General features: G+C 71.2%; 25 protein-coding genes. 16 read left to right on the forward strand and 9 right to left on the reverse strand.

Annotation, left to right across the window (positions count from 1 at the left end; translation table 11 throughout):
- Window positions 1-3 precede the first annotated feature (3 nt).
- The 7 genes from AB0B01_RS07050 to AB0B01_RS07080 all read left to right on the forward strand — a co-directional run bounded on the left by AB0B01_RS07050 (window position 4) and on the right by AB0B01_RS07080 (window position 6172).
- The gene (locus AB0B01_RS07050; RefSeq protein ID WP_361713725.1) at window positions 4-909 is read left to right on the forward strand and encodes a ribonuclease Z; all 906 of its coding nucleotides are present in this window, start codon (window positions 4-6) and stop codon (window positions 907-909) included.
- A gap of 144 nt (window positions 910-1053) precedes the next feature.
- A complete protein-coding gene (locus tag AB0B01_RS07055) occupies window positions 1054-2151 on the forward strand; it encodes a PfkB family carbohydrate kinase (RefSeq protein ID WP_361713727.1) in 1098 nt (365 codons plus the stop codon).
- Window positions 2152-2363: 212 nt separating this feature from the next.
- Window positions 2364-3410 (forward strand): PhoH family protein, encoded by a 1047-nt coding sequence (locus AB0B01_RS07060; RefSeq protein WP_356852206.1) that lies wholly within the window; start codon window positions 2364-2366, stop codon window positions 3408-3410.
- A 13-nt stretch (window positions 3411-3423) separates the two neighbouring features.
- Entirely contained in the window at window positions 3424-3921 is a 498-nt protein-coding gene (ybeY, locus tag AB0B01_RS07065; protein ID WP_361713729.1) for an rRNA maturation RNase YbeY, read from the forward strand.
- Complete coding sequence (locus AB0B01_RS07070; protein WP_361713731.1) at window positions 3918-5222, forward strand: hemolysin family protein; 1305 nt, start codon at window positions 3918-3920, stop codon at window positions 5220-5222. The genes ybeY and AB0B01_RS07070 overlap by 4 nt, the downstream gene beginning before the upstream one ends.
- Window positions 5219-5572, forward strand: a complete 354-nt coding sequence (locus tag AB0B01_RS07075; RefSeq protein ID WP_361713733.1) for an MmcQ/YjbR family DNA-binding protein — start codon at window positions 5219-5221, stop codon at window positions 5570-5572. The genes AB0B01_RS07070 and AB0B01_RS07075 overlap by 4 nt, the downstream gene beginning before the upstream one ends.
- A 243-nt stretch (window positions 5573-5815) precedes the next feature.
- Window positions 5816-6172: a cytidine deaminase gene (locus AB0B01_RS07080; protein WP_361713735.1), complete on the forward strand. Its 357-nt coding sequence runs from the start codon at window positions 5816-5818 to the stop codon at window positions 6170-6172.
- Between the two features lie 57 nt (window positions 6173-6229).
- On the opposite strand, the gene AB0B01_RS07085 is transcribed toward AB0B01_RS07080, so the two are convergent.
- Window positions 6230-7471, reverse strand: coding sequence for an MFS transporter (locus tag AB0B01_RS07085; protein ID WP_361713900.1), 1242 nt, complete (start codon window positions 7469-7471; stop codon window positions 6230-6232).
- A 136-nt stretch (window positions 7472-7607) separates the two neighbouring features.
- On the opposite strand from AB0B01_RS07085, the gene AB0B01_RS07090 reads away from it, so the two are divergent.
- Window positions 7608-8627, forward strand: a complete 1020-nt coding sequence (locus tag AB0B01_RS07090) for a helix-turn-helix domain-containing protein (protein WP_361713737.1) — start codon at window positions 7608-7610, stop codon at window positions 8625-8627.
- A gap of 355 nt (window positions 8628-8982) precedes the next feature.
- Complete coding sequence (era, locus tag AB0B01_RS07095) at window positions 8983-9924, forward strand: GTPase Era (protein ID WP_361713738.1); 942 nt, start codon at window positions 8983-8985, stop codon at window positions 9922-9924.
- Between the two features lie 37 nt (window positions 9925-9961).
- On the opposite strand, the gene AB0B01_RS07100 is transcribed toward era, so the two are convergent.
- The 3 genes from AB0B01_RS07100 to AB0B01_RS07110 form a co-directional block, all read right to left on the reverse strand.
- A complete protein-coding gene (locus AB0B01_RS07100) occupies window positions 9962-10651 on the reverse strand; it encodes a methyltransferase domain-containing protein (protein WP_361713740.1) in 690 nt (229 codons plus the stop codon).
- 109 nt (window positions 10652-10760) lie between these two features.
- The gene (locus tag AB0B01_RS07105) at window positions 10761-11030 is read right to left on the reverse strand and encodes a protealysin inhibitor emfourin (protein WP_361713742.1); all 270 of its coding nucleotides are present in this window, start codon (window positions 11028-11030) and stop codon (window positions 10761-10763) included.
- A 10-nt stretch (window positions 11031-11040) separates the two neighbouring features.
- A complete protein-coding gene (locus tag AB0B01_RS07110; RefSeq protein ID WP_361713744.1) occupies window positions 11041-12108 on the reverse strand; it encodes a M4 family metallopeptidase in 1068 nt (355 codons plus the stop codon).
- 365 nt (window positions 12109-12473) lie between these two features.
- On the opposite strand from AB0B01_RS07110, the gene leuA reads away from it, so the two are divergent.
- The 6 genes from leuA to AB0B01_RS07140 all read left to right on the forward strand — a co-directional run bounded on the left by leuA (window position 12474) and on the right by AB0B01_RS07140 (window position 19599).
- Complete coding sequence (gene leuA, locus AB0B01_RS07115) at window positions 12474-14237, forward strand: 2-isopropylmalate synthase (RefSeq protein ID WP_361713746.1); 1764 nt, start codon at window positions 12474-12476, stop codon at window positions 14235-14237.
- 189 nt (window positions 14238-14426) lie between these two features.
- Window positions 14427-15122, forward strand: a complete 696-nt coding sequence (locus AB0B01_RS07120) for a TerB family tellurite resistance protein (protein ID WP_361713748.1) — start codon at window positions 14427-14429, stop codon at window positions 15120-15122.
- A gap of 580 nt (window positions 15123-15702) precedes the next feature.
- Window positions 15703-17373 (forward strand): nucleobase:cation symporter-2 family protein, encoded by a 1671-nt coding sequence (locus AB0B01_RS07125; RefSeq protein WP_361713750.1) that lies wholly within the window; start codon window positions 15703-15705, stop codon window positions 17371-17373.
- A gap of 85 nt (window positions 17374-17458) precedes the next feature.
- The gene (gene recO / locus AB0B01_RS07130) at window positions 17459-18205 is read left to right on the forward strand and encodes a DNA repair protein RecO (protein ID WP_361713751.1); all 747 of its coding nucleotides are present in this window, start codon (window positions 17459-17461) and stop codon (window positions 18203-18205) included.
- An 11-nt stretch (window positions 18206-18216) separates the two neighbouring features.
- A complete protein-coding gene (locus AB0B01_RS07135) occupies window positions 18217-19038 on the forward strand; it encodes an isoprenyl transferase (protein ID WP_361713753.1) in 822 nt (273 codons plus the stop codon).
- Window positions 19039-19437: 399 nt separating this feature from the next.
- The gene (locus AB0B01_RS07140) at window positions 19438-19599 is read left to right on the forward strand and encodes a YcxB family protein (protein ID WP_361713755.1); all 162 of its coding nucleotides are present in this window, start codon (window positions 19438-19440) and stop codon (window positions 19597-19599) included.
- Here AB0B01_RS07140 and AB0B01_RS07145 read toward each other — a convergent pair.
- Genes AB0B01_RS07145 through AB0B01_RS07160 form a run of 4 tightly spaced genes read right to left on the reverse strand, consistent with a single transcriptional unit; the run spans window position 19596 to window position 22749 of the window.
- The gene (locus AB0B01_RS07145) at window positions 19596-20027 is read right to left on the reverse strand and encodes a transcriptional repressor (RefSeq protein ID WP_361713757.1); all 432 of its coding nucleotides are present in this window, start codon (window positions 20025-20027) and stop codon (window positions 19596-19598) included. The two genes, AB0B01_RS07140 and AB0B01_RS07145, sit on opposite strands and share 4 nt — an antisense overlap.
- A gap of 51 nt (window positions 20028-20078) precedes the next feature.
- On the reverse strand, window positions 20079-20945 hold the full coding sequence (locus AB0B01_RS07150; RefSeq protein WP_361713759.1) for a metal ABC transporter permease: 867 nt from the start codon (window positions 20943-20945) through the stop codon (window positions 20079-20081).
- The gene (locus AB0B01_RS07155) at window positions 20945-21736 is read right to left on the reverse strand and encodes a metal ABC transporter ATP-binding protein (protein WP_361713761.1); all 792 of its coding nucleotides are present in this window, start codon (window positions 21734-21736) and stop codon (window positions 20945-20947) included. Before AB0B01_RS07155 ends, AB0B01_RS07150 begins: the two co-directional genes overlap by 1 nt.
- 29 nt (window positions 21737-21765) lie before the next feature.
- Window positions 21766-22749, reverse strand: a complete 984-nt coding sequence (locus AB0B01_RS07160; RefSeq protein ID WP_361713763.1) for a metal ABC transporter substrate-binding protein — start codon at window positions 22747-22749, stop codon at window positions 21766-21768.
- 156 nt (window positions 22750-22905) lie between these two features.
- Between AB0B01_RS07160 and AB0B01_RS07165 the strand changes: the two genes are divergently transcribed.
- Window positions 22906-24288 carry a glycine--tRNA ligase gene (locus tag AB0B01_RS07165; protein ID WP_361713765.1) on the forward strand — a complete coding sequence of 461 codons (1383 nt, stop codon included), beginning with the start codon at window positions 22906-22908 and terminating at the stop codon, window positions 24286-24288.
- A gap of 80 nt (window positions 24289-24368) precedes the next feature.
- On the opposite strand, the gene AB0B01_RS07170 is transcribed toward AB0B01_RS07165, so the two are convergent.
- Window positions 24369-25082 carry a VC0807 family protein gene (locus AB0B01_RS07170; protein WP_361713766.1) on the reverse strand — a complete coding sequence of 238 codons (714 nt, stop codon included), beginning with the start codon at window positions 25080-25082 and terminating at the stop codon, window positions 24369-24371.
- Window positions 25083-25161 lie beyond the last annotated feature (79 nt).

Consider the following 25161-nt stretch of genomic DNA (forward strand, 5'->3'; position numbering starts at 1 on the left):
GCCGTGTCCGTACGCGAGTTCGTGGTGCTGGGCACCGCCAGCCAGGTGCCCACCCGCCACCGCAACCACAACGGCTACCTGCTGCGCTGGGACGGCGAGGGCATCCTCTTCGACCCGGGCGAGGGCACCCAGCGCCAGATGGTCCGGGCGGGGGTGGCCGCGCACGACATCCACCGGATCTGCGTCACCCACTTCCACGGTGACCACAGCCTCGGACTCGCCGGGGTGATCCAGCGCATCAACCTCGACCGGGTCCCGCACCCCGTCACCGCGCACTACCCGGCCTCCGGGCAGAAGTTCTTCGACCGGCTGCGGTACGCCACCGCCTACCGGGAGACCGTGCAGCTGCGCGAGGAGGCCGTGGCCGGGGACGGGACGCTGGCCCAGGGGGCCTCGTACCGGCTGGAGGCCCGCAGGCTCTCCCACCCCGTGGAGTCCTTCGGCTACCGGCTCACCGAGCCCGACGGACGCCGGATGGTGCCCGAACTGCTCGGGCGGCACGGGATCAAGGGCCCCGACGTGGGCCGGATCCAGCGCGAGGGGAGCCTGAACGGGATCGCGCTCGACGAGGTCAGCGAGCACCGGCCCGGGCAGAGCTTCGCCTTCGTCATGGACACCCGGCTCTGCTCCGGCGTGGCCGAGCTCGCCGAGGGCTGCGACATGCTGGTCATCGAGTCGACGTTCCTCGACGAGGACGAGCCGCTGGCCGTGGAGCACGGGCACCTGACCGCCGGGCAGGCGGCACGGGTCGCGCGCGACGCGGGCGTACGCCACCTCGTGCTGACGCACTTCTCGCAGCGCTACTCCGATCCCTCGGAGTTCGAACGCCGGGCCCGCGAGGCCGGTTTCGAGGGCGAGCTCACGATCGCCGCGGACCTCGTACGGGTTCCCCTGCCGAAGCGGTCCTGAGGGCGGACGACGCCACGGAGACGGCACAGTCGGTGAGAGGTGCGCCACACTGGGGTTTGGTCCACCCGGGGACGGGCAGGGCTGGCAGCTTTCCACCGATGCCCGCTTGCAGAAACGAGCCTTCGCACCAACGGGGAGTACACCGTGACCAGTCGGGACAGCCTCACCAGCCGCGACGCAGCCGTGGATCCCCTCGGTCCGCTGCGCGACCCGCAGGAACCCGGCTGCGACGTCTTCCTGACCGGCACGGTCTTCCTCGACATCATCTTCACCGGCCTCGACTCGGCCCCCGTGCGCGGTACGGAGTCCTGGGCGCGCGGCATGGGCTCCAGCCCCGGCGGCGTGGCCAACATGGCCACGGCGCTGGCCCGGCTCGGGCTGCGGACGTCGCTGGCCGCGGCGTTCGGGGACGACCACTACGGCGAGTACTGCTGGGACGTCCTGGAGCAGGGCGAGGGCATCGACCTCTCCCGATCGCGCACCATCCCCGGCTGGCACAGCCCGGTCACCGTCTCGATGGCGTACGAGGGCGAGCGCACGATGGTCTCGCACGGCCACGAGGCTCCGCCCCCCGCGGGCACCGGGCCGTTCCCGCTGTGCCCGGTGCGCACCCGGGCGGCGGTGGCCTCGCTGGGGCCGGGCCGCAGGGACGGCTGGATCGGGGAGGCCGCCCGGCGCGGGGCGCGCGTCTTCGCGGACGTGGGCTGGGACGGGAGCGGGCGGTGGGACCTCGGGGCACTGGCCGACCTGGAGCACTGCGAGGCCTTCCTGCCGAACGCGGGCGAGGCGATGCGGTACACGCGGACCGACTGTCCGAGGGCGGCGGCGCGGGCGCTGGCGGACCGGGTGCCGGTGGCGGTGGTGACCATGGGGGCGGAGGGCTCGTACGCGGTGGACGGGCGCACGGGCGAGACGGCGGAGGTGCCGGGGATCGCGGTGGACGCGCTGGACCCGACGGGGGCGGGCGACGTCTACGTGGCGGGCTTCGTCACGGGCACCCTGGCCGGCTGGCCGCTGGCCGACCGGCTGGCCTTCGCCGGCCTGACGGCCGCCCTGTCGGTCCAGGAGTTCGGGGGCTCCCTGTCGGCCCCGGGGTGGCCGGAGGTGGCCCACTGGTGGCGCACGGCCCCGGAGGCCCTGCGGGGGCGGTACCGCTTCCTGGACGAGCTGATCCCGCCGGGGGCGGAGGCGGCGCCGCGGCGCCGGGCGGTCCCCACGATCGGCTTCCGCCACACCGCCTAGCTAGCCGGCGGCCGGGCTCCGCCGGTGGCCCGGCGAGCCCCGCCCCACCACGCGCCGGTCCGGCTCGGGGACCGCGCCCCCGCCGCCCCGGCTTCGGGGGGCCTGGAAAAGGCCTCGGGGATGTGCGGGCGGCGACGTACCCTGGTACTCCGGAGGTCGTCGATCGGCGCGGCCCCTCAGCAGGAGGTATGTGCAGGCCACAGTGCCGGCCCATGACTCAGACACCCACAGCCCAGACCCCGGCGCCGGGCCAGGCGCGCGCCCATTTCACCGTTCCGGCCCGGCACCCGATGGTGGCCGTGCTCGGCTCCGGCGACGCCCTGCTGCGCGTGATCGAGCGGGCCTTCCCGGACGTCGACATACACGTCCGGGGCAACCAGGTCAGCGCGGTCGGCGAAGCGGCGGAAGTCGCACTGATCCAGCGCCTGTTCGACGAGATGATGCTGGTGCTCCGCACCGGGCAGCCGATGACGGAGGACGCAGTGGAACGCTCGATCGCCATGCTCAAGGCGAGCGACAACGGCAACGGGCCGGACGAGACCCCGGCCGAGGTGCTCACCCAGAACATCCTCTCCAGCCGCGGCCGCACCATCCGCCCCAAGACCCTCAACCAGAAGCGGTACGTCGACGCGATCGACAAGAACACGATCGTGTTCGGCATCGGCCCCGCCGGTACCGGCAAGACCTACCTCGCCATGGCCAAGGCCGTCCAGGCCCTGCAGTCCAAGCAGGTCAGCCGGATCATCCTGACCCGCCCCGCCGTCGAGGCGGGGGAGCGGCTCGGCTTCCTGCCGGGCACGCTCTTCGACAAGATCGACCCGTACCTGCGGCCGCTGTACGACGCCCTGCACGACATGATCGACCCGGACCGGATCCCCCGGCTCATGGCCGCCGGGACCATCGAGGTGGCCCCGCTCGCCTACATGCGCGGCCGCACCCTCAACGAGGCCTTCGTCGTCCTCGACGAGGCGCAGAACACGAGCCCGGAGCAGATGAAGATGTTCCTGACCCGGCTCGGCTTCGATTCGAAGATCGTCATCACGGGTGACATCACCCAGGTCGACCTTCCCGGCGGCACCAAGTCGGGTCTGCGCCAGGTCCAGTCGATCCTGGAAGGCGTTCCGGACATCCACTTCTCGCGGCTCACGTCCGAGGATGTCGTCCGGCACAAGCTGGTCGGCCGTATCGTCGACGCGTACGAGAAGTACGACGACAGCCAGGACGCCAACCCGTCCCGGAACGGCTACCAGCGGAAGTAGAACCCAGCGCACCATGTCGATCGACGTCAACAACGAGTCCGGAACCGAGGTCGACGAGCAGGCGATCCTCGACATCGCCCGCTACGCGCTCACCCGGATGCGGATCCACCCGCTCTCCGAGCTCTCCGTCATCGTCGTCGACGAGGCGGCGATGGAGCAGCTGCACGTCCAGTGGATGGATCTGCCCGGACCCACCGACGTCATGTCCTTCCCGATGGACGAGCTCCGTCCGCCGGCGAAGGACGACGAGGAGCCCCCGCAGGGGCTCCTCGGCGACATCGTGCTCTGCCCCGAGGTCGCGAAGAAGCAGGGCCAGGACGCCCCGACGCAGCACTCCATGGACGAGGAGCTCCAGCTCCTGACCGTGCACGGGGTGCTGCACCTGCTCGGGTACGACCACGAGGAGCCGGACGAGAAGGCCGAGATGTTCGGCCTCCAGGCGGCCATCGTCGACGGCTGGCGCTCCGAGCGCGGCATGACCGGTCCGTCCCCGGCCCCGACCGTCTCGTGACCGCCCCCCAGCTGATCACCGGCGCGGTGCTGCTGGTCGTCGTGGCCTGGTTCGCGGCGTGCGCCGAGGCCGGGATCGCCCGGGTCTCCAGCTTCCGCGCCGAGCAGGCCGTACGCGAGGGCCGGCGGGGCAGCGAGAAGCTCGCCCAGGTCGCCGGCGACCCGACCCGCTACCTGAACGTGGCGCTGCTGGTCCGGGTCACCTGCGAGATGGCGGCGGGCGTGCTCGTCACGTACGTCTGCCTGGACGAGTTCGGCGAGAACTGGAAGGCGCTGCTCGTCGCGATCGCGGTGATGGTGCTCGTGTCCTTCGTGGCCGTCGGGGTCTCCCCGCGCACCATCGGCCGCCAGCACCCCCTCAACACGGCGACGGCCGCCGCGTACGTCCTCGTCCCGCTCGCCCGCGTGATGGGGCCGATCCCGCAGCTGCTGATCCTCATCGGCAACGCGCTCACGCCCGGAAAGGGCTTCCGCAAGGGCCCGTTCGCCTCCGAGGCGGAGCTGCGGGCCCTGGTCGACCTGGCGGAGAAGGAGTCGCTGATCGAGGACGAGGAGCGCCGGATGGTGCACCAGGTCTTCGAGCTGGGGGACACCCTGGTGCGCGAGGTGATGGTGCCGCGGACGGACCTGATCTGCATCGAGCGGTACAAGACGATCCGTCAGGCGACCACGCTGGCTCTGCGGTCCGGTTTCTCGCGGATCCCGGTGACCGGCGAGAACGAGGACGACATCGTCGGGATCGTGTACTTGAAGGACCTGGTCCGCAAGACGCACGTCAGCCGGGACGCGGAGAGCGACCTGGTCTCGACGGCGATGCGGCCCGCGGTGTTCGTGCCGGACACCAAGAACGCCGGTGACCTGCTGCGGGAGATGCAGCAGGTGCGCAACCACGTGGCGGTCGTCATCGACGAGTACGGCGGTACCGCGGGCATCGTCACCATCGAGGACATCCTGGAGGAGATCGTCGGCGAGATCACCGACGAGTACGACCGCGAGCTCGCCCCCGTCGAGGACCTGGGTGAGGACCACTACCGCGTCACGGCGCGTCTGGACATCACCGACCTCGGCGAGCTGTTCAAGGTCGAGGACTTCGACGACGAGGACGTGGAGACCGTCGGCGGCCTGCTCGCCAAGGCCCTGGGGCGGGTGCCGATCGCGGGCGCCTCGGCGGTGGTGGAACTGCCGGACGGGCGGCCGCTGCGGCTGACGGCGGAGTCCCCGGCGGGGCGCCGCAACAAGATCGTGACGGTGCTGGTGGAGCCGCTCCCCGCGGCCGGGGAAGAGGGCGGGGCGGGGGAGTGACCCCGGCCGAACTGCGCGCCTTCTGCCTGGGTTTCAACGCGGCGGTGGAGGAGTTCCCGTTCAACGCCGAGACCTCCGTCTTCAAGGTGCTGGGCAAGGTGTTCGCGCTGTCGGCGCTGGACGGGGACCCGCTGAGGGTGAACCTGAAGTGCGAACCGGAGCTCGCGGTGCGGCTGCGCGCGGAGCACGAGGCGGTCGCGCCGGGCTGGCACATGAACAAGCGGCACTGGAACACGGTGACCGTGGGCGGACTGCCGGAGGCGATGGTCCGGGAGCTCGTCGAGGACTCGTACGACCTGGTGGTCGCGGGCCTGCCGAGGGCGGAGCGGCTGCGGCTGGACCGGCCCTGACCCCCGAGGCGGCCGTGACCCCGACCGGCCCCCACCCCCTACCGGCTTTGAGTGCGGCGCCCGGAATGTCTGTGGGACGAAGGTCACTGAGGCGAGTGACCTTCCGGGCGCGGGATTTCCTTATGTAAGCCGTAGGTTTAGTCCCCCACAGTGCGTGGACCCGGGGGGCACGGGGGATGGAGGGGAGAGCGCCTCGGCGGGGCCGTGCAACGGCCCCGCCGAGGCGCTCCATATGCTTTCGCCATGACCGACAGCACCGGGGTCAACCCCGAGGACACCAAGATCATCACGCTGGCGCGCAGCGCCCGGGCCCGCAACGGCGTGCCCGAGGGGGCGGCGGTGCGCGACGAGACGGGTCGTACGTACGTCGCCGGCACGGTGGAGCTGGAGTCCCTGAAGCTGAGCGCGCTCCAGACCGCCGTCGCCATGGCCGTGGCGAGCGGGGCCGAGTCCCTGGAGGCGGCAGCCGTCGTCAGCGCGGCGCAGACGGTGGCCGACGCCGACCGGGCCGCGGTCCGCGACCTCGGCGGCCCGGCGACCCCGGTCCTGCTGGCCTCCCCCGACGGCACGCTCAGGTCGACCACCCCGGCCGGCGGCTGAGTCACCCCGCCCGCCGCCGCCCCCGCCCACCCCGGCCGTCCGCTGCCGCTGCTGCCGTTACGCCGCCGCCGCGGCGGCGGGTACGGGACGGCGGCGGATGACCATCGCCATCAGCGCGGCCATCGCGCACAGCGCGCCCGAGGCGTACCAGACGACGTCGTACGAGCCGAACACGTCCCGCGCCAGTCCGCCCAGGAACGCCACCAGCGCGGCGCCCACCTGGTGCGAGGCCAGGACCCAGCCGAAGACGATCGCGCTGTCCTCCCCGTAGTGCTCACGGCACAGGGCGACCGTGGGCGGCACGGTCGCGACCCAGTCGAGGCCGTAGAAGACGATGAAGAAGACCATCGGCGGGTGCACGGACGGCGCCAGCAGCAGCGGCAGGAAGAGGAGCGAGACGCCCCGCAGGGCGTAGTAGACGGCCAGCAGCCGCCGCGCCTCGAAGCGGTCGGTGAACCAGCCGGAGGCCACGGTGCCCACCACGTCGAAGACGCCGATCACCGCGAGCAGTCCGGCCGCCGCGGTCACGGGCATGCCGTGGTCGTGGGCAGCCGGCACGAAGTGGGTCTTGACCAGACCGTTGGTCGAGGCCCCGCAGATCGCGAAAGTGCCCGCCAGCAGCCAGAACGGCCCCGTCCGCGCCGCCTTGAACAGCACCGTCACGGCTCGGCGGGCCGCGCCCGGGACCGGGGCGGGCTTCGGCACGTACGCACCCCCGTACGGGGCGAGGCCCACGTCCGCCGGGTGGTCCCGCAGCAGCAGCCACACGAACGGGGCCACGGACAGCGCCGCCAGCGAGACCGTCACGGCCGCCGGCCGCCAGCCGTGGTGCTCCACCAGCCAGGACAGCAGCGGCAGGAAGACCAGCTGACCGGAGGCCCCGGCCGCGGTCAGGATCCCGGTGACCAGGCCCCGCCGGGCGGTGAACCAGCGGTTGGTCACCGTCGCCGCGAAGGCCAGCGCCATCGAGCCGCTGCCGAGCCCCACGAGCACGCCCCAGAACAGCACCAGCTGCCAGGCCGCGGTCATCCACACGGTGGCGACGGACCCTCCGGAGATCACCAGCAGGGCCAGCGCCACGACCCGGCGGATGCCGAAACGGTCCATCAGCGCGGCGGCGAAGGGGGCCGTGAGCCCGTACAGCGCGAGGTTCACCGAGACCGCGAAGCCGATCGTCCCGCGCGACCAGTCGAACTCCTCGTGCAGCGGCTCGATGAGCAGACCGGGCAGGGAGGCGAAGGCCGCGGCTCCGATGATCGTCACGAAGGTGACGACCGCGACGAACCAGGCGCGGTGGATACGTCCGGGCCCGGCGGTGCGGGCGGGGGCCGGGGCGGGCGTGGAGGCGGGGGCTGTCTGCGTCACCCCGACAGCTTCCGGCCGGGCGCCCCCGTACGACAGTGGCCTGAACGACACCCTTCGATACGATCGGGCCATGGTCCCTCACCGTGTCGTCGTCCTCGCACTGACCGGGCTGCTGCCCTTCGAGCTCGGCATCCCGCACCGGATCTTCGGCCGGGCCAGGGATTCCACCGGGACGCCGCTCTACGAGATCCTCACCTGCGCCCTCGCCCCCGGGCCGGTGCGCACCGACGCCGACTTCGCCATCGACGTCGAGCACGGGCCGGAACTGCTCGCCACGGCCGACACGGTGGTCGTGCCCGCCTCGTACGAGCTCGGCCCGGTGTACGAGAAGGGGCGGCTGACCGACGAGCTCGCCGCCGCCCTCACCCACATCCGGGCCGGCACCCGGCTCGTCTCCATCTGCACGGGCGGCTACGTCCTGGCCGCCGCGGGATACCTCGACGGCCGCCCCGCCACCACCCACTGGGCCTCCGCCGAGCACTTCCAGGGCCTCTTCCCGGCCGTACGGGTGGATCCCGGCGTGCTCTACACCGACGACGGGGACGTGCTGACCTCCGCCGGAGTCGCCGCGGGCATCGACCTGTGCCTGCACATCGTGCGCCGCGACCACGGCGCCGCCGTCGCCAACGAGGTGGCCCGGCGCACGGTCGTACCGCCCCACCGCGACGGCGGGCAGGCCCAGTTCATCGAGCGCCCGGTGCCGCAGCCGCAGCTCGCCAGCACCGCCGCAGCCCGCGCCTGGGTGCTGGACCGGCTGCACGAGCCGGTGCGCCTGGTGGACCTCGCGCGCCAGGAGGCCATGTCCGTACGGACCTTCACGCGCCGGTTCCGCGAGGAGGCGGGGATCAGCCCCGGCGAATGGATCACCGGGCAGCGGGTGGAGCGGGCCCGGCGGCTGCTGGAACGCACCGAGCTGCCGATGGAACAGGTGGCGCGGGAGGCCGGCTTCGGGACGGCGCAGTCGCTGCGCAAGCACGTCCAGGCGGCGCTGGGCGTGAGCCCGACGGCCTACCGGCGCACCTTCCGCGCCAGGGGCCGCACCGCGACCTCTCCTGACGGTCCATCAGGAGAGGGTGGATCCGAGCATTGACCTCTCCCGCCGGCCGCCGCCGAGGGGGAGCGGCCCCCGGCCGGATCGGGACGGTCACGATCACGGTCGCGTGGGGCAGACCGCGGGGTGGTCGCTGACCGGCAGGGTGACGGACTTCACCGGACCCGGCGCCGTCCGGTCCCCGGGCGGCGCGCCGGCCGGCCCCCTCGTGCACGGCCGCCCCGGGGAGCCCGAGCCGCTGCGCCGCCGGCAGCCCGGGCGTGCTCCGGGTGGCCCCGGCACCCAGCCGGGCGTGTACACGGCGACCCTGCTGCCGACCCTGTCGTGGCCCGTGCCCGCCCCCGCCGCCGCGGCCTGGTCGGCGCCGGGGGCGGCATCGGGGAGAATGGCCCGTATGAGCGATCGTTCCCCCGAGTCCACCGGCCCGCACCGTGCGGGCTTCGCCTGCTTCGTCGGCCGCCCCAACGCGGGGAAGTCGACCCTGACCAACGCACTCGTGGGTACCAAGGTCGCGATCACCTCCAACCGGCCGCAGACCACCCGCCACACCGTCCGCGGCATCGTGCACCGCCCCGACGCCCAGCTCGTTCTGGTGGACACGCCCGGCCTGCACAAGCCGCGCACGCTCCTCGGCGAGCGGCTCAACGACATCGTGCGGACCACCTGGGCCGAGGTCGACGTCATCGGCTTCTGCCTGCCGGCCGACCAGAAGCTCGGCCCCGGTGACAAGTTCATCGCGAAGGAACTCGCGGGGATCAAGAAGACCCCCAAGATCGCGATCGTGACCAAGACCGACCTGGTCGACTCCAAGGCCCTGGCCGAGCAGCTCCTCGCGATCCACCAGCTCGGCGCGGAGCTCGGCATCGAGTGGGCCGAGATCGTCCCCGTCTCGGCGGTCGGCGACAACCAGGTCCAGCTGCTCGCGGACCTGATCGCGCCGCTTCTGCCGGAGAGCCCCCCGCTCTACCCGGAGGGCGACCTCACCGACGAGCCCGAGATGGTGATGGTGGCCGAGCTGATCCGCGAGGCCGCGCTGGAAGGCGTACGGGACGAGCTGCCGCACTCCATCGCCGTGGTCGTCGAGGAGATGATCCCCCGGGAGAACCGCCCCGCGGACCGGCCGCTGCTGGACATCCACGCGAACGTCTACATCGAGCGGCCGAGCCAGAAGGGGATCATCATCGGCCCGAAGGGCTCCCGCCTCAAGGAGGTCGGGATGAAGTCGCGCAAGCACATCGAGGCGCTGCTCGGCACTCCGGTCTTCCTGGACCTGCACGTGAAGGTCGCCAAGGACTGGCAGCGCGACCCCAAGCAGCTGCGCAAGCTCGGCTTCTGAGCCCAGCCGCCGCGGCCGCCGGGTCCGACGACACGGGTCAAGAGGCCTGGGCGAGCCGCCGTACCTTCACCGCGTTGTCCGTACGGGTTCCGGGCCGGCCGTCGGGCTGGTCCTGGACCCGTACGTGTTCCTCCGCGAGCAGGACCTCCCAGGCGCCGTCGGGCAGTTCCAGCTGCGCCAGCACCTCGTCCGGGGTCGGGAAGTGCACCTCGGGGCGTTCCTCGGTCTGCCAGGGCGCCCAGCCGGCGTGGCCGACGACCAGCAGGACCCCGCCGGGGGCCACCGCAGCGGCGGCCGTCCGCAGGATCCGGTCGCGCGGAAACTCCCCGTACGTGTGCAGGAAACAGGCGGAGACCAGGTCGAACTCCCCGGCCGGGAAGGACTCCGCGAGGTCGTGCCGCTGCCAGTCGACGCGGTCGGCGACCCCCGCCTCGGCGGCATGGGCGGCCGCCCGTTCCAGGGCGACGCCGGAGATGTCGGTGCCGGTCACCCGCCAGCCCTGGCGGGCCAGCCAGACGGCGTCGGCGCCCTCCCCGCAGCCGAGGTCGAGCGCCCTGCCCGGGGCGAGCTGCGCAACCTCCCGGACCAGAGCGGCGTTGGGGTTGCCGCTCCAGACGCGGGTGCTCTCGCGGTAGCGGTCGTTCCAGTACTCCTCGCCCGCGCCCCCTTCGGCAACGCGGTCGGCGTGGCGGGCGTGCTGGTCGTGGTCGTGGTGCTGCTGTGTCATGCGGGGCTTCTTCCCGTGCGGTGAGCGGACAGCCCGATGCTGCGCCGCCGCCCCGCGCCCCGCCAAGGAACCTTGCCGTTCCGGCAAAAACGGACCCCGCCGTACGGACTCAGGCGCCCTCCTTGAGCACGCGCGAGATCAGCGTCCGCTGTGCGTCCGAGAGATTCGGGTCATGGCAGAGCACGGCCCGGCCGTCCACCGTGATCCGGTACGAGAACCCGTCCCGGACCCGGTCCGCGGGAAGCCCCGGCGGAGCGGGCACCAGCGCCGCGAGGGCCAGGGCCCGCCACTCCTCCTCGTCGGGCCGGCCCGAGGTGTCCACCTCGGCCCGGCGCTCGATGCCGGTGAAACCGCCCGTCCGCACCACAACGATCCGCATGCCCGGCCTTCTACCCCAGGCCGACCGTCGACCACGCCTTCTGGAGTGCCTGGTGCTCCGCACCGCCCTCGCCGTACAGGGACACGGCCGTCGCGGTCGACAGCCGGGCGAAGTCCGCGAAGTCCGCGTCCGGGGCGAGCTCGCCTCCGGTCAGCGTGTCGTACCAGATCCTCCCGGCCCGCTCCCACGCCTTGCCGCCGAGCTCGGTGGCCGCGAGGTAGAAGGCGTGGTTGGGGATGCCCGAGTTGATGTGGACCCCGCCGTTGTCCCGGCTGGTGTGCACATAGCCGTCCATGGTGGCCGGCTGCGGGTCCTTGCCGAGCTCGTCGTCGTCGTACGCCGTCCCCGGCGCCTTCATCGAGCGCAGGGCGACGCCGCTGACGCTCGGCCCCAGCAGCCCGGCGCCGATCAGCCAGTCGGCCTGCTCGGCCGTCTGGTCCAGCGAGTACTGCTTGATCAGGGAGCCGAAGACGTCGGACATCGACTCGTTCAGCGCGCCCGACTGCCCGTGGTACTGGAGGTTGGCCGTGTACTGCGTGACGCCGTGGGTGAGCTCGTGCCCGATCACGTCCACCGAGACGGTGAAGTCGACGAACAGATCGCCGTCCCCGTCGCCGAAGACCATCTGCTGCCCGTCCCAGAAGGCGTTGTTGTAGTCCTCGCCGTAGTGGACGCTCGCGTCCAGCGCCAGCCCGGAGCCGTCGATCGACCGGCGCCCGTAGGCCTTGAGGAAGAGCTCGTACGTGGCCCCGAGCCCCGCGTACGCGCGGTTGACGGTGGCGTCCTTGCTTGCCGCCTCCCCCTCCCCGCGCACCTTCTTCCCGGGCAGCCGCGTGCGGTGCTGGGCGTCGTAGACGGTCCGGCGCGGGTCGTCGCCGGCGGGTTCGGCAGGGGTCACGGCGAGCGCGCGCACGGCCGTGACACGGCGGCGGGTGCGCAGCAGGGCGTCCTGTTCCAGGGTGCGCTGTGCGGCGTCCGCGCGCCGGGCGGTCCCGGCCTGGGCGATCTTGTCGAGCAGGTGGGGCGGGACCACCGTGCAGAAGACGGGGTGGTGGCGGAGAACGTGGGAGGCATCCATCCCGGCAATGTGGCAGTGCGTCATAGGGCTGTCACTACCTGCAACCATGATTCATTCGGTTGTCTGAAAGCCGTCGCACCGCATTGACGGATCCGCCTGACCTGGCGGGGTGAGAGGAGGCGTAACTCACATTCAGTACAAATCGGACACGTAGGTCTTGCATACTGAAACAGGTCCCCGCGTACGGCGCGGCTCAGCTAGTCTCGGCCCATCATGCGTTTCGGGCTGCTTCTCCTTAGCTGCCGCGGCGAGGGCCTGTAGTCGTAGGCCGACCCCCTCCCCGCGGAGTTTGGTGTTGCGGATTTTACGACCCGTCCGTCGGCCGTCCCAGCGAACTAACGCGGACACGCGAGGAGCCCTACGCCATGAGCCAGCACACTTTCGCCGGTCGCCCCACGCCGATCACGAACGCGACCCACACGCAGCGGTCCTCCGGCATGCCGATCCACAAGTACGGCTTCTACGAGCAGGTGGACCTGCCGGACCGCACCTGGCCGGACGCCCGTGTCACCAAGGCTCCCCGCTGGCTGTCGACCGACCTGCGCGACGGCAACCAGTCGCTGATCGACCCCATGACCCCCGCCCGCAAGCGCGAGATGTTCGACCTGCTGGTGCGCATGGGCTACAAGGAGATCGAGGTCGGCTTCCCGTCCTCCGGTGAGACCGACTTCGCCTTCGTACGCTCCATCATCGAAGAGGGCGCGATCCCGGACGACGTGACCATCTCCGTGCTGACCCAGGCCCGCGAGGACCTGATCGAGCGGACCGTGGAGTCCCTGGTCGGCGCAAAGCGGGCCACCGTGCACCTGTACAACGCGACCGCCCCGACCTTCCGCCGAGTCGTCTTCCGCGGCTCCAAGGAGCAGATCAAGCAGATCGCCGTCGACGGCACCCGCCTGGTCATGGAGTACGCCGACAAGCTGCTGGGCCCGGAGACCACCTTCGGCTACCAGTACAGCCCCGAGATCTTCACCGACACCGAGCTGGACTTCGCCCTGGAGGTCTGCGAGGCCGTCTGCGACGTCTGGCAGCCCGGCCCGGGCCGCGAGATCATCCTGAACCTGCCGGCCACCGTGGAGCGCTCGACGCCGTCCACGCACGCGGACCGCTTCGAGTGGATGGCCCGCCACCTGACCCGCCGCGAGCACATCTGCATCTCCGTGCACCCGCACAACGACCGCGGCACCGCCGTGGCGGCCGCCGAGCTGGCCCTGATGGCCGGCGCCGACCGCATCGAGGGCTGCCTGTTCGGGCAGGGCGAGCGCACGGGCAACGTCGACCTGATCACGCTGGGCATGAACCTCTTCTCCCAGGGCATCGACCCGCAGATCGACTTCTCGCAGATCGACGAGATCCGCCGCACCAGCGAGTACTGCAACCAGATGGAGGTCCACCCGCGCCACCCCTACGCGGGCGACCTGGTCTACACCGCCTTCTCCGGCTCCCACCAGGACGCCATCAAGAAGGGCTTCGACGCCATGGAGGCCGACGCGGCCGCCCAGGGCAAGACCGTGGACGAGATCGAGTGGGCGGTCCCGTACCTGCCGATCGACCCGAAGGACGTCGGCCGCTCCTACGAGGCGGTCATCCGCGTCAACTCGCAGTCCGGCAAGGGCGGCATCGCGTACGTCCTGAAGAACGACCACAAGCTGGACCTGCCGCGCCGCATGCAGATCGAGTTCTCGCGCATCATCCAGGCCAAGACCGACGCCGAGGGCGGCGAGGTCACGCCGAAGGCGATCTGGTCCGTCTTCCAGGACGAGTACCTGCCCAACCCGGAGAACCCGTGGGGCCGCATCCAGCTGCGCTCGGGCTCGACGGCCACCGACAAGGACGGTACGGACACGCTGACCGTCGAGGCGGTCGTGGACGGTGTGGAAACGGTCCTGAACGGCACCGGCAACGGTCCGATCTCCGCGTTCTTCGACGCTCTGGCCGGCATCGGCATCGACGCCCGACTGCTGGACTACACCGAGCACACGATGAGCGAGGGCGCCTCGGCCGTGGCAGCCTCGTACATCGAGTGCGCGATCGACGGCCGCGTCCTGTGGGGCATCGGCATCGACGCCAACACCACTCGCGCCTCCCTGAAGGCGGTCATCTCCGCCGTCAACCGCGCGGGCCGCTGACCCCCTGCACGTCCGGGCCCCGTGCCGCCCCTCCGGGGCGGGGCGGGGCACCGCCGTTTCCGGGGGCGCAGTTCGGCCAAGTCCGAGTCCGGCGCGAGGTTGTCCTGTCACACGACTGACGCATCCTCACCGATGTGGCTAACATCACGCCAACCCGGCGATGCTGCCGGAAGGCTACGGAGGTGCGACGTGCTGCCAGTTCGGGGTGGGGACGGCCGGAAGGTGAGGGTCTGGGGCCTCCGTACCACCTGGAGCACCGTGGGTGACGGGGAGTTCTTCTGCCCCGGCTGCGGTGGCGACCGCAACTACCGCCGACGCACCGGGCGCCGCCGGTTCACCGTCCTCGGCGTCCCGCTGCTGCCGCGCGGCCACGTCGGGCCGATCGTCGAGTGCCACGGCTGCCGCGAGCGCTTCGACACGGAGGTCCTCGACCACCTCACCACCACCCGCTTCTCGGCGATGCTGCGCGACGCCGTGCACACCGTGGCGCTGGCCGTGCTGGCGGCCGGCGGTACGGCCTCGCGCAGCGCCCTGGAGGCCGCCGTGTCGGCCGTACGGGCGGCGGGCTTCCAGGACTGCACGGAGGAGCAGTTGGAGTCCCTGGTGGCGGCCTTGGCCACCGACGAGGGCAGGCTCGGGCTCTACGACGACCCCGAATGCTGCGGCGCGGCGCTGGCCATAGAGCTCCACGAGGCGCTGGAGCCGCTGGCCCCGCACCTCGCCGGACCGGGCCGGGAGTCGCTCCTGCTGCAGGGCGCCCGGATCGCCCTCGCGGACGGGCCGTACATCCCGGCGGAGCGCGAGGTGCTGGCCACGGTGGGGACGGCGCTGAGGCTCGGCACGGACGAGGTGGCCCGCCTGCTGTCGGCGGTGCGTGCGCCGTAGCCCTCCCGGTTCAGAGGCGTCGGGCCCGGCCCGGGATGCGTGCCACGCGTCCCGAGCCGGGCCTCCTGCGTGAGGAAGGCGGCCCGAATCCGCCCGAAACGGGCCGAGTGGAGGTAACAATCCGGCCTCGCGCGGCCGGAATCGAGCGTGCCGGGGCCCGACGGGCGCGGGGGCCGTCCCACCCCTCGGACGGCCGGAGCGAGGCCCCGGGTGGGAGCCCGCCGACCGGCGCGGCCGCGCGTTCGTGCAGTTGGCCGCGCGTAGAACGGGCGGCGGCGTGCGAGTGACCGGTCCGTTCGACCGCCTTTTCCCATACGCCTTCCGGGGCTGGGACGGCTACTGGAGAAACCCACAGATCAGGACCCGTCAGAGGTCAACAATTTGTCGAAGTCTCCGATATCTGTGAGCCCTCCCACAGGCGTTCAATTCCGGTCACATGACGAGACGCCGCCGGTAACACAGCGCGGCTTCGCTTCACGAGAACGCACTGACAACCCCGGCGGACCAACGGGATAGCGACCCACTCCGGCCAGGGATAACCAGATTCCTCTCGATCACCCACTTCTTGAAGGGCAAGGCAATGGCACGTGTCGCCGCCCGGCTCTCCGCCGACGGAGAGCAGAGCACCCACCCGGTCGACGAGGTGCTCCCCCTCCCCAAGCTCGCCCTGTACGGCTTCCAGCACGTACTCGCGTTCTATGCCGGCGCGGTGATCGTTCCGATCATCGTGGGCGGCGCCCTCGGGCTCACCACGGAGCAGCTCGTCTATCTGATCAACGCAGACCTGTTCACCTGCGGTATCGCCTCGATCATCCAGGCCTGGGGCATGGGCCGCATCGGTGCGCGCCTGCCGCTGATCCAGGGCGTGACCTTCACCGCGGTGTCCCCGATGATCGCGATCGGGCTGGGAGCGGGCGGCGGGACGGCCGGCCTCCTCGTCATCTACGGCGCGGTGATCACGGCCGGCCTCGCCACCTTCGCCTTCGCCTGGCTGCCCGCCAAGGCGTTCCGCACCGTCATGCGGCTCTTCCCGCCGGTGGTCACCGGCACGGTGATCACGGTGCTCGGCATCGTGCTGATCCCGGTCGGCCTGAACGACGCCGCGGGCGGCCTCGGGAGTCCCGGCTTCGGCGACCCGAAGAACTTCGCCTACGCCGGCGGCACCATGCTCTTCATCCTCGTCCTGATGAAGCTCGGCAAGCCCTTCCTGTCCAGCATCTCCATCCTGCTCGGCCTGGTCGGCGGCACGCTCGTCGCCTTCCTGCTCGGGGATGCCGCGTTCGGGGACGTGACCCACGCGGAGTGGGTCGGTGTCACCACCCCGTTCCACTACGGAGCCCCGAAGTTCGCCTGGTTCCCGATCCTCCTGATGCTGATCGTGATGCTGATCACCATGGTCGAGACGACCGGTGACACGTACGCGGTCGGCGACATCGTCGGCAAGGACATCGACAGCGAGACCGTGGCCCGCGCCCTGCGTGCCGACGGGGCCGCGACCGCGCTCGGCGGCGTCCTCAACTCCTTCCCGTACGTCGCCTTCGCCGAGAACGTCGGCCTGGTCCGGATGACCAAGGTCAAGAGCCGGTTCGTCGTGGTCGCCGCGGGCGTGTTCATGATCATCCTCGGGCTGCTCCCGAAGGCCGCGGCCATCGTCGCCGCCGTCCCGCACGGGGTCCTCGGCGGCGCCGCGACGGTCATGTTCGCGATGGTGGCCCTGGCCGGTATCCAGACCCTGGCCAAGGTGGACCTGAAGGAGGAGAAGAACGCGCTGGTCGTGGGTGTCTCCCTGGCCTTCGCCCTGCTCCCCGCCACCGTCCCGGTCCTCTTCAAGGACCACATGGACACGGACCTCTCCTCGCTCCTCAACAGCGGCGTGACGCTCGGTGCCACGTCCGCGATCGTGCTGAACCTGGTCTTCAACGGGCTGGCCAAGGACGATGCGCACGGCTCCGCGGTCGCCGCGGCAGCGGTGCCCGCCCAGGCGGCGGCCCCGGCACAGACCGAGGCCGAAGCCGGTGCAGAGGCTCCGGCCGAGACCGAGCCGCAGACCGAGGCGGCGGCCGAGGCTGCCGCACCGGACGCGGCGCCCAAGGCCGACAAGGCGCCCGCGGCGGCCGCGGCACCCGAGGCGAAGGCGGACGGCGGCGAAGCCGCGACGGTGGCCGAGGCCACGGTCGGCGCCGCCGTGGCCGCAGCCGTCGTCGGACCCGCGAAGGCGGACGCGGACGAGGAGGCCGCACCGGCATCCTGACCCTCCCAAGGGGCGTCGGTCCCCCGCCCGGACCCGTGTCCGGGCGGGGGGCCGACGCCGTGCCCGCACAGGGGACAATGGCTCCATGAGTCTGTTCCGCGACGACGGCATCGTGCTGCGCACCCAGAAGCTGGGTGAGGCGGACCGCATCATCACGCTCCTCACCCGCGGCCACGGCAGGGTGCGGGCCGTCGCCCGCGGGGTCCGGCGCACGAAGTCCAAGTTCGGCGCCCGGCTGGAACCTTTCTCCCACGCCGATGTGCAGTTCTTCGCCCGCGGCAGCGAACTGGTGGGCCGCAGCCTCCCGCTGTGCACCCAGACCGAGATCATCGCCCCGTACGGCAACGGCATCGTCACCGACTACGCCCGCTACACCGCCGGCACCGCGATGCTGGAGACCGCCGAGCGGTTCACCGAGAACGAGGGCGAGCCCGCCGTCCAGCAGTACCTGCTGCTCATCGGCGCCCTGCGCACGCTTTCCCGCGGGGAACACGAGCCGAACCTCATCCTCGACGCCTTCCTGCTGCGCTCGCTCGCCGTCAACGGCTACGCGCCCAGCTTCACGGACTGTGCGAGGTGCGGGATCCACGGGCCCAACCGCCACTTCTCCGTCGCCGCGGGCGGGGTCATATGCGGGGACTGCCGGGTGGCCGGCAGCGTCGTACCCTCGTCGGAGGCCATCGCCCTGCTCAGCGCCCTGCTGACGGGCGACTGGGGGCATGCGGACGCGTGCGAGGCGCGGTACGTGCGGGAGGGCAGCGGGCTCGTTTCCGCCTACTTGCACTGGCATCTGGAGCGCGGGCTACGCTCCCTGCGATACGTCGAGAAATAGGAGCTGGGCACATGGCACGACGCGGGATTCTGGGACGCTCTCGCAGGGAGTACAAGGTTCCCGAGCCGCACCCGTCCGGTGAGCGCCCGCCGAAGATCCCGAGCGAGCTCGTCCCGAACCACGTCGCGGTGGTCATGGACGGCAACGGCCGCTGGGCCAAGGAACGCGGACTGCCGCGCACCGAGGGACACAAGGTCGGCGAGGGCGTCGTACTGGACGTGCTCAAGGGCTGCCTGGAGATGGGCGTCAAGAACCTCTCCCTGTACGCCTTCTCGACGGAGAACTGGAAGCGCTCGCCCGACGAGGTCCGCTTCCTGATGAACTTCAACCGCGATGTCATCCGGCGCCGCCGCGACGAGATGAACGAGCTGGGCATCCGCATCCGCTGGGTCGGCCGCATGCCGAAGATGTGGAAGTCGGTCGTCCAGGAGCTCCAGGTCGCCCAGGAGCAGACCGTCGACAACGACGCGATGACGCTGTACTTCTGCGTGAACTACGGCGGCCGCGCGGAGATCGCGGACGCGGCTCAGGCGATCGCACGCGATGTCGCCGCGGGCAGGCTGGACCCGTCGAAGGTCAACGAGAAGACCTTCGCGAAGTACATGTACTACCCGGACATGCCGGACGTGGACCTCTTCCTGCGCCCGAGCGGCGAGCAGCGCACCTCCAACTACCTGCTCTGGCAGAGCGCGTACGCCGAGATGGTCTTCCAGGACGTGCTGTGGCCCGACTTCGACCGCCGCAACCTCTGGCAGGCCTGCCTGGAGTACGCCCAGCGCGACCGCCGCTTCGGCGGCGCGGTGCCGAACCAGCCCGAGTCCCCGGCCGGCTGACGCCGGTTACGCCCTGCCGTCATGGACATGAGGGAGGCCCCGGGAAGCGCCGAGGCGGTGGAGCTGCACTGCGGAGCGACCGCGGTGACGTGCGCGAGGTGCTGCGGTGGCTCGCTGTCGGGTCGCCGCGGGGCCGCAGGCGGCTGCTGCTGCGGCTGCTGCTGCTCCCGCTGGTGGTGTGCGCGGTGATCGCGGTCCGGCACGGCCGGGAGACGGACCCGGCCGGGCTGGCCTTCGCGGCCGGGGTGGGAACTGCCTCGGCGGCGTCTGCCTGGCGCTGGAGTGGTGGCGGACGACGCGCCGGATGCGCGCCCGTGCCTCGCACTACCCCGGGTACCGCTGCACCGTCTCCGAGACGGGAATGGTGAACCACCGGCCCGACGGGACCGCCGCCGCACCGTGTGGCACCAGCTGACCGGCTGGGCCGAGACCCGCGGCCTCTTCGTCTTCGCGTACCACGGGACCGGCGACCTGGCCTGGCTGCCCAAGCGGGGCGCCCTGACCCCCGCCGAGCTGGAGCGGGTACGGGCCCTGATCGACCGGAACCTGCGAAGGCGCTAGGAGGCGGCGGCCGCGCAGTCGGCACAGGTGCCGAAGATTTCCACCGTGTGGGCGACGTTCACATAGCCGTGCTCGGCCGCGATGGCCTCCGCCCACTTCTCCACCGCCGGGCCCTCCACCTCGACGGCCTTGCCGCACTTGCGGCAGACCAGGTGGTGGTGGTGGTCCCCGGTGGAGCACCGTCGGTAGACCGACTCGCCGTCGCTGGTGCGCAGCACATCGACCTCGCCCGCGTCGGCGAGGGACTGGAGGGTGCGGTACACGGTGGTCAGGCCCACGGAATCCCCGCGGTGCTTGAGCATGTCGTGCAGCTCCTGGGCGCTGCGGAACTCGTCCACCTCGTCCAGCGCCGCCGCCACGGCTGCCCGCTGCCGGGTGGATCGTCCTCGTACTGGCGCGGTATTCGTCTCGCCAGGCGCAGTCGCCACCGGTTCCTCCTCGTATCGGCCTCGGCCCATTGTGCCAGGAGGCCGTCCCTCCTAGACCTTCACATCATCGCGCGTGCAGACCGCTTCAGCGGCCCTCGCCGCATTCGCCCGCCGCCGGGCGAGCGGCGTGGAGAGCGCGGTCATCACCATGAAGACGCCGATCGCGAGCAGCACGATGGTGCCGCCGGAGGGGGCGTCGATGTAGTACGTGGCCACCGTGCCGGAGAGCGAGACCAGCACGCCGATCACCATGGCCACCGTCAGCGTGGCGGTGAACCCGCGGGTCACCCGCTGCGCGGCGGCGACCGGGATCACCATCATGGCGCTCACCAGCAGCAGGCCGACGATCCGCATGGCCACCGTGACGGTGACGGCGGCGGTGACGGCCATCAGCAGGTTCAGGGCGCGTACCGGCAGGCCGGTGACCCGGGCGAACTCCTCGTCCTGGCAGATCGCGAACAGCTGGCGGCGCAGGCCCAGCGTGACGGCGAGGACGAGCGCCGCGAGGATCACCACCGCGGTGACGTCCTCGGCGGAGACGGTGGTGATCGAGCCGAAGAGGTAGCTGGTCAGGTTGGCCGTGGAGCCGCCCGGAGCCAGGTTGATGATCATGACGCCGCCGGCCAGGCCCCCGTAGAAGAGCATGGCGAGCGCGATGTCGCCGCTGGTCCTGCCGCGGGAGCGGATCAGCTCCATGCCCACCGCGCCGAGGACGGCGACCAGCGTGGCCGTCCACACCGGGCTGGCGTTCAGCAGGAAGCCGAGGGCGACACCGGTCATGGCCACGTGCCCGATGCCGTCTCCCATGACGGCCTGCCGCCGCTGGACGAGGTACGTGCCGATGGCGGGGGCGGTGAGGCCGACCAGTACGGCCGCGAGCAGCGCCCGCTGCATGAAGGCGTAGTTCAGGAGGTCCATCAGCTCAGCAGTCCCGTCCGGAGCGGCTCGGCGTCGTGCGCCGCGTGGGGGTGTACGTGGTCGTGGCCGGGCAGGGCGTGCTGGCCCACGGCCTGCGGGGGCGGGCCGTCGTGGACGACGCAGCCGTCGCGCAGGACGACGGCGCGGTCGATCAGCGGCTCCAGCGGGCCCAGCTCGTGCAGGACGAGCAGGACGGTGGTGCCGGCGGCGACCTGCTCGCGTACGGCGGTGGCGAGGACCTCCTGGTTGGCGAGGTCCACGCCCGCCATCGGCTCGTCCATGATCAGCAGTTCGGGCTCGACGGCGAGGGCCCGGGCTATCAGCACGCGCTGGTGCTGGCCGCCGGAGAGGGCGTTGACCGAGGCGTCGGCGTGCGCGCCCATGTCGACCAGGGCCAGGGCCCGCTCGACGGCGGCCTTGTCGGCCTTGCGCAGGATGCCGAAGCGGGAGCGGGCCAGGCGGCCGGAGGAGACGACCTCGCGGACGGTGGCGGGGACGCCGCTGGCGGCCGTGGTGCGCTGCGGGACGTACCCGATGCGCGACCAGCCCCGGAAGCGGGAGAAGTCGGTGCCGAACAGGGACAGCGTGCCGTCGGACAGCGGCACCTGGCCGACGACGGCGCGTACGGCCGTCGACTTGCCGGAGCCGTTGGCGCCGAGGAGGGCGACGACCTCACCGCGGCGGACGGCGAGGTCGACCCCGCGCAGCACGGGGCGCGAGCCGAGCGAGGCCGTGGCCCCGCGCAGGGATATGACGGGCTGGTCCGTGGCCTGTGCGGGCTTGGACTGCATGGCACGCGCCTCCGTTGCTGCTACTGCCATTACTTGGTACCCAGTGCCTTCTGGAGGTTCTTCAGGTTGGACCGCATGACCGCGAAGTAGTCAGCGCCCTGGGACGTGTCGGTGATTCCCTCAAGCGGGTCGAGGACATCGGTCTTCAGACCCGTGTCGGCCGCGAGGGTCCTGGCGGTCTTGTCGCTGGCCAGGGTCTCGAAGAACACCGTGGAGACGTTGTCCTTCCTGGCGATGGCCTGCAGGTCCTTCATCCGGGCCGGGCTCGGCTCGGACTCGGGGTCGAAGCCGGAGATGCCCTCCTGGTCGAGGCCGTAGCGCTCGGCGAGGTAGCCGAAGGCGGAGTGGGTGGTGATGAAGGTCTTGGAGGCGGTGTTCTTCAGACCGTCCTTGAACTCCGTGTCGAGGGCGGTCAGCTTGCCGACCAGCTCGTCGGTGTTCCTGCGGTAGTCCGCGGCGTGCTCGGGGTCGGCCTTCTGCAGGGCCGCGCCGACCCCCTTGGCGACCTCGGCGTACTTGACCGGGTCGAGCCAGATGTGGGGGTCTTCGTCGGCCTCGCCGTGGTCGTGGCCGTGCGCCTCGCCCCCGCCCTCGCCCTCCGCCGCGTGGTCGTGGTCCTCGTGGCCGGAAGCGCCGTGGGCCTCCAGCTTGGTGAGGGTGGCGGCGTCGACGACGTTCTTCACGCCGGACTGGGCGACGGCCTTGTCCACGGCGGGCTGGAGGGACTTGAGGTAGAGCACCACGTCGGACTCGGCCAGCTGTGCGGTCTGCTTCGGGGTGATCTCCAGGTCGTGCGGTTCGACGCCCGGCTTGGTCAGGGAGCCGACCTTCACATGCTCCTTGCCGATCTGTTCGGCCAGGAACTGCATGGGGTAGAACGACGCCGTGACGTCGAGCTTCCCGTCCTTGCCGCCTCCGGAGGCGGAGGCTCCGGAGCACGCGGTCAGGGCCGTGGCGCCCAGGGCGACGGCTCCGGCGAGGGCGGCGGCGGGTATCAGGCGTCGTGCGTTCATGACATCCATTTTCATCAAAGATGGAAACCGTTGTCAAAAACCCTGGTGAGGGGCCTGGAGGAGGGATCGTTGAAGGGGAGCCCGATTTGAAAGGGGGGGTGCGGGCGCCGGTAACCTTAAGACTTCGCCGTTCGTCCTCGTAATGAAGAGAGCACCGTGGCCGCCGACAAGATCGAAACCATCGTCAGCCTGAGCAAGCGCCGTGGCTTCGTTTTCCCGTGCAGTGAGATCTACGGCGGCTCCAGGGCTGCCTGGGACTACGGCCCGCTCGGTGTCGAGCTCAAGGAGAACATCAAGCGCCAGTGGTGGAAGGCCATGGTCACCGGCCGCGAGGACATCGTCGGCATCGACTCCTCCGTGATCCTGGCCCCCGAGGTCTGGGTGGCCTCCGGTCACGTCGCGACCTTCTCCGACCCGCTGACCGAGTGCACCTCCTGCCACAAGCGTCACCGCGCGGACCACCTGGAAGAGGCGTACGAGGCCAAGCACGGCCGCGTCCCCGCCAACGGCCTCGCCGACATCAACTGCCCCAACTGCGGCGTGAAGGGCCAGTTCACCGAGCCCAAGCAGTTCTCCGGCATGCTGGAGACCCACCTCGGCCCGACCCAGGACACCGGCTCCAAGGCGTACCTGCGCCCGGAGACCGCCCAGGGCATCTTCACCAACTTCGCCCAGGTCCAGACCACCTCGCGCAAGAAGCCCCCCTTCGGCATCGCGCAGATGGGCAAGTCCTTCCGCAACGAGATCACCCCCGGCAACTTCATCTTCCGCACGCGCGAGTTCGAGCAGATGGAGATGGAGTTCTTCGTCAAGCCGGGCGAGGACGAGCAGTGGCAGGAGTACTGGATGCAGGAGCGGTGGAACTGGTACCGCGACCTCGGCATCCGCGAGGAGAACATCCGCTGGTACGAGCACCCGAAGGAGAAGCTGTCCCACTACTCGAAGCGCACCGCCGACATCGAGTACCGCTTCAACTTCGGCGGCAACGAGTTCTCCGAGCTTGAGGGCGTGGCCAACCGCACCGACTTCGACCTCAAGGCCCACTCCGCCGCCTCCGGCCAGGACCTCACCTTCTTCGACCAGGAGGCCGGCGAGCGCTACACCCCCTACGTCATCGAGCCGGCGGCCGGTGTCAACCGCGCCATGCTCGCCTTCATGCTCGACGCGTACAACGAGGACGAGGCCCCGAACGCCAAGGGCGTCATGGAGAAGCGCACCGTGATGCGCCTCGACCCGCGCCTGGCCCCGATCAAGGTCGCCGTCCTGCCGCTCTCCCGCAACGTGCAGCTGTCGCCGAAGGCCAAGGGCCTCGCCGCCGACCTGCGCAAGAACTGGAACATCGAGTTCGACGACGCGGGCGCCATCGGCCGCCGCTACCGCCGCCAGGACGAGATCGGTACGCCGTTCTGCGTGACCGTCGACTTCGACACCCTCGACGACAACGCGGTGACCGTGCGCGAGCGCGACACCATGAAGCAGGAGCGCGTCTCCCTGGACCAGATCCAGAGCTACCTCGGCAGCCGCCTGCTCGGCTGCTAGTTCCCGCTGGAGCCCGCTGAAACGGCCGGTGGCCCGGTACGCGTCACTGCGTACCGGGCCACCGTCGTCCTGGGGCCGGCTCAGACGGCCGTGGCCTGGGCGGCGGCCGCCTCGGCGGCGCGGCGCTCGCCCTCCGCCTTGGAGCGCTTGCCGTAGTACGTGGTCCACAGGGCCAGGGCGCCGAGCACCCCGTAGATCATGATCGGACTGATCACCACCATGGTGTCGGTGGGCAGCAGGTAGGCCAGGACGACCCGCACCGCGGCCTCCGCGAGGTAGCCCACGCCCCACACGGTGGTCATCACGATCATCGTGCGGCGGAAGCCCTCGAACTGCCACAGGCCGTTCCACCACGCCGTGCTCTCGGGCGTGCCGTCGGTGGCGAACTTGCGGCCGAAGTAGAACATCAGCGGCCGCGGTGTGAGCAGGGTGACCAGGCAGAGCAGGCCGAACAGGCCCGTCACGCCGGAGTCCTTGATCAGCAGGGCCCGGGCCGAGTGCGCGCCGACGAGCGAGACGACGGCCGTGATCACCAGGAACACCAGGGTGACGATGGCGAACTCGTCGAGCTTGCGGCGCCAGGCGAGGCTGATCACGCTGTCGAGCACCGGCCAGGCGCTGCTGGCCAGCAGCGCACCGAACTCGCTCCAGCCGTGGTCGTGGAGCTGGTTGTACGTGATGATCGGCGCGACCACGTTGAGACCGATGGTCAGGATCCAGCCAAGCGCGGCCGCGCCCCCGGACCGTGCCGGCGGTGCCGGCCGGGTGCCGGGGAGTTCCTGGGCAGTGGACATGTTTCCCCCTGAGGTGCCTGGTGAGTGCAGTCGGGGGGAACGTAGGGCAGGTGTGCGGTCGCGCAACAGGACCCCCCGC

The sequence above is a fragment of the Streptomyces sp. NPDC044571 genome (assembly GCF_040647115.1).
GTDB lineage: Bacteria > Actinomycetota > Actinomycetes > Streptomycetales > Streptomycetaceae > Streptomyces.

Coding starts and splice junctions, on each gene's coding strand:
- AB0B01_RS07060 (WP_356852206.1), top strand. CDS start 2,364: ATGACTCAGACACCCACAGCCCAGACCCCGGCGCCGGGCCAGGCGCGC.
- ybeY (WP_361713729.1), top strand. CDS start 3,424: ATGTCGATCGACGTCAACAACGAGTCCGGAACCGAGGTCGACGAGCAG.
- AB0B01_RS07080 (WP_361713735.1), top strand. CDS start 5,816: ATGACCGACAGCACCGGGGTCAACCCCGAGGACACCAAGATCATCACG.
- AB0B01_RS07090 (WP_361713737.1), top strand. CDS start 7,608: ATGGTCCCTCACCGTGTCGTCGTCCTCGCACTGACCGGGCTGCTGCCC.
- era (WP_361713738.1), top strand. CDS start 8,983: ATGAGCGATCGTTCCCCCGAGTCCACCGGCCCGCACCGTGCGGGCTTC.
- AB0B01_RS07100 (WP_361713740.1), bottom strand. CDS start 10,651: ATGACACAGCAGCACCACGACCACGACCAGCACGCCCGCCACGCCGAC.
- AB0B01_RS07105 (WP_361713742.1), bottom strand. CDS start 11,030: ATGCGGATCGTTGTGGTGCGGACGGGCGGTTTCACCGGCATCGAGCGC.
- AB0B01_RS07110 (WP_361713744.1), bottom strand. CDS start 12,108: ATGGATGCCTCCCACGTTCTCCGCCACCACCCCGTCTTCTGCACGGTG.
- leuA (WP_361713746.1), top strand. CDS start 12,474: ATGAGCCAGCACACTTTCGCCGGTCGCCCCACGCCGATCACGAACGCG.
- AB0B01_RS07125 (WP_361713750.1), top strand. CDS start 15,703: ATGGCACGTGTCGCCGCCCGGCTCTCCGCCGACGGAGAGCAGAGCACC.
- recO (WP_361713751.1), top strand. CDS start 17,459: ATGAGTCTGTTCCGCGACGACGGCATCGTGCTGCGCACCCAGAAGCTG.
- AB0B01_RS07135 (WP_361713753.1), top strand. CDS start 18,217: ATGGCACGACGCGGGATTCTGGGACGCTCTCGCAGGGAGTACAAGGTT.
- AB0B01_RS07150 (WP_361713759.1), bottom strand. CDS start 20,945: ATGGACCTCCTGAACTACGCCTTCATGCAGCGGGCGCTGCTCGCGGCC.
- AB0B01_RS07155 (WP_361713761.1), bottom strand. CDS start 21,736: ATGCAGTCCAAGCCCGCACAGGCCACGGACCAGCCCGTCATATCCCTG.
- AB0B01_RS07160 (WP_361713763.1), bottom strand. CDS start 22,749: ATGAACGCACGACGCCTGATACCCGCCGCCGCCCTCGCCGGAGCCGTC.
- AB0B01_RS07170 (WP_361713766.1), bottom strand. CDS start 25,082: ATGTCCACTGCCCAGGAACTCCCCGGCACCCGGCCGGCACCGCCGGCA.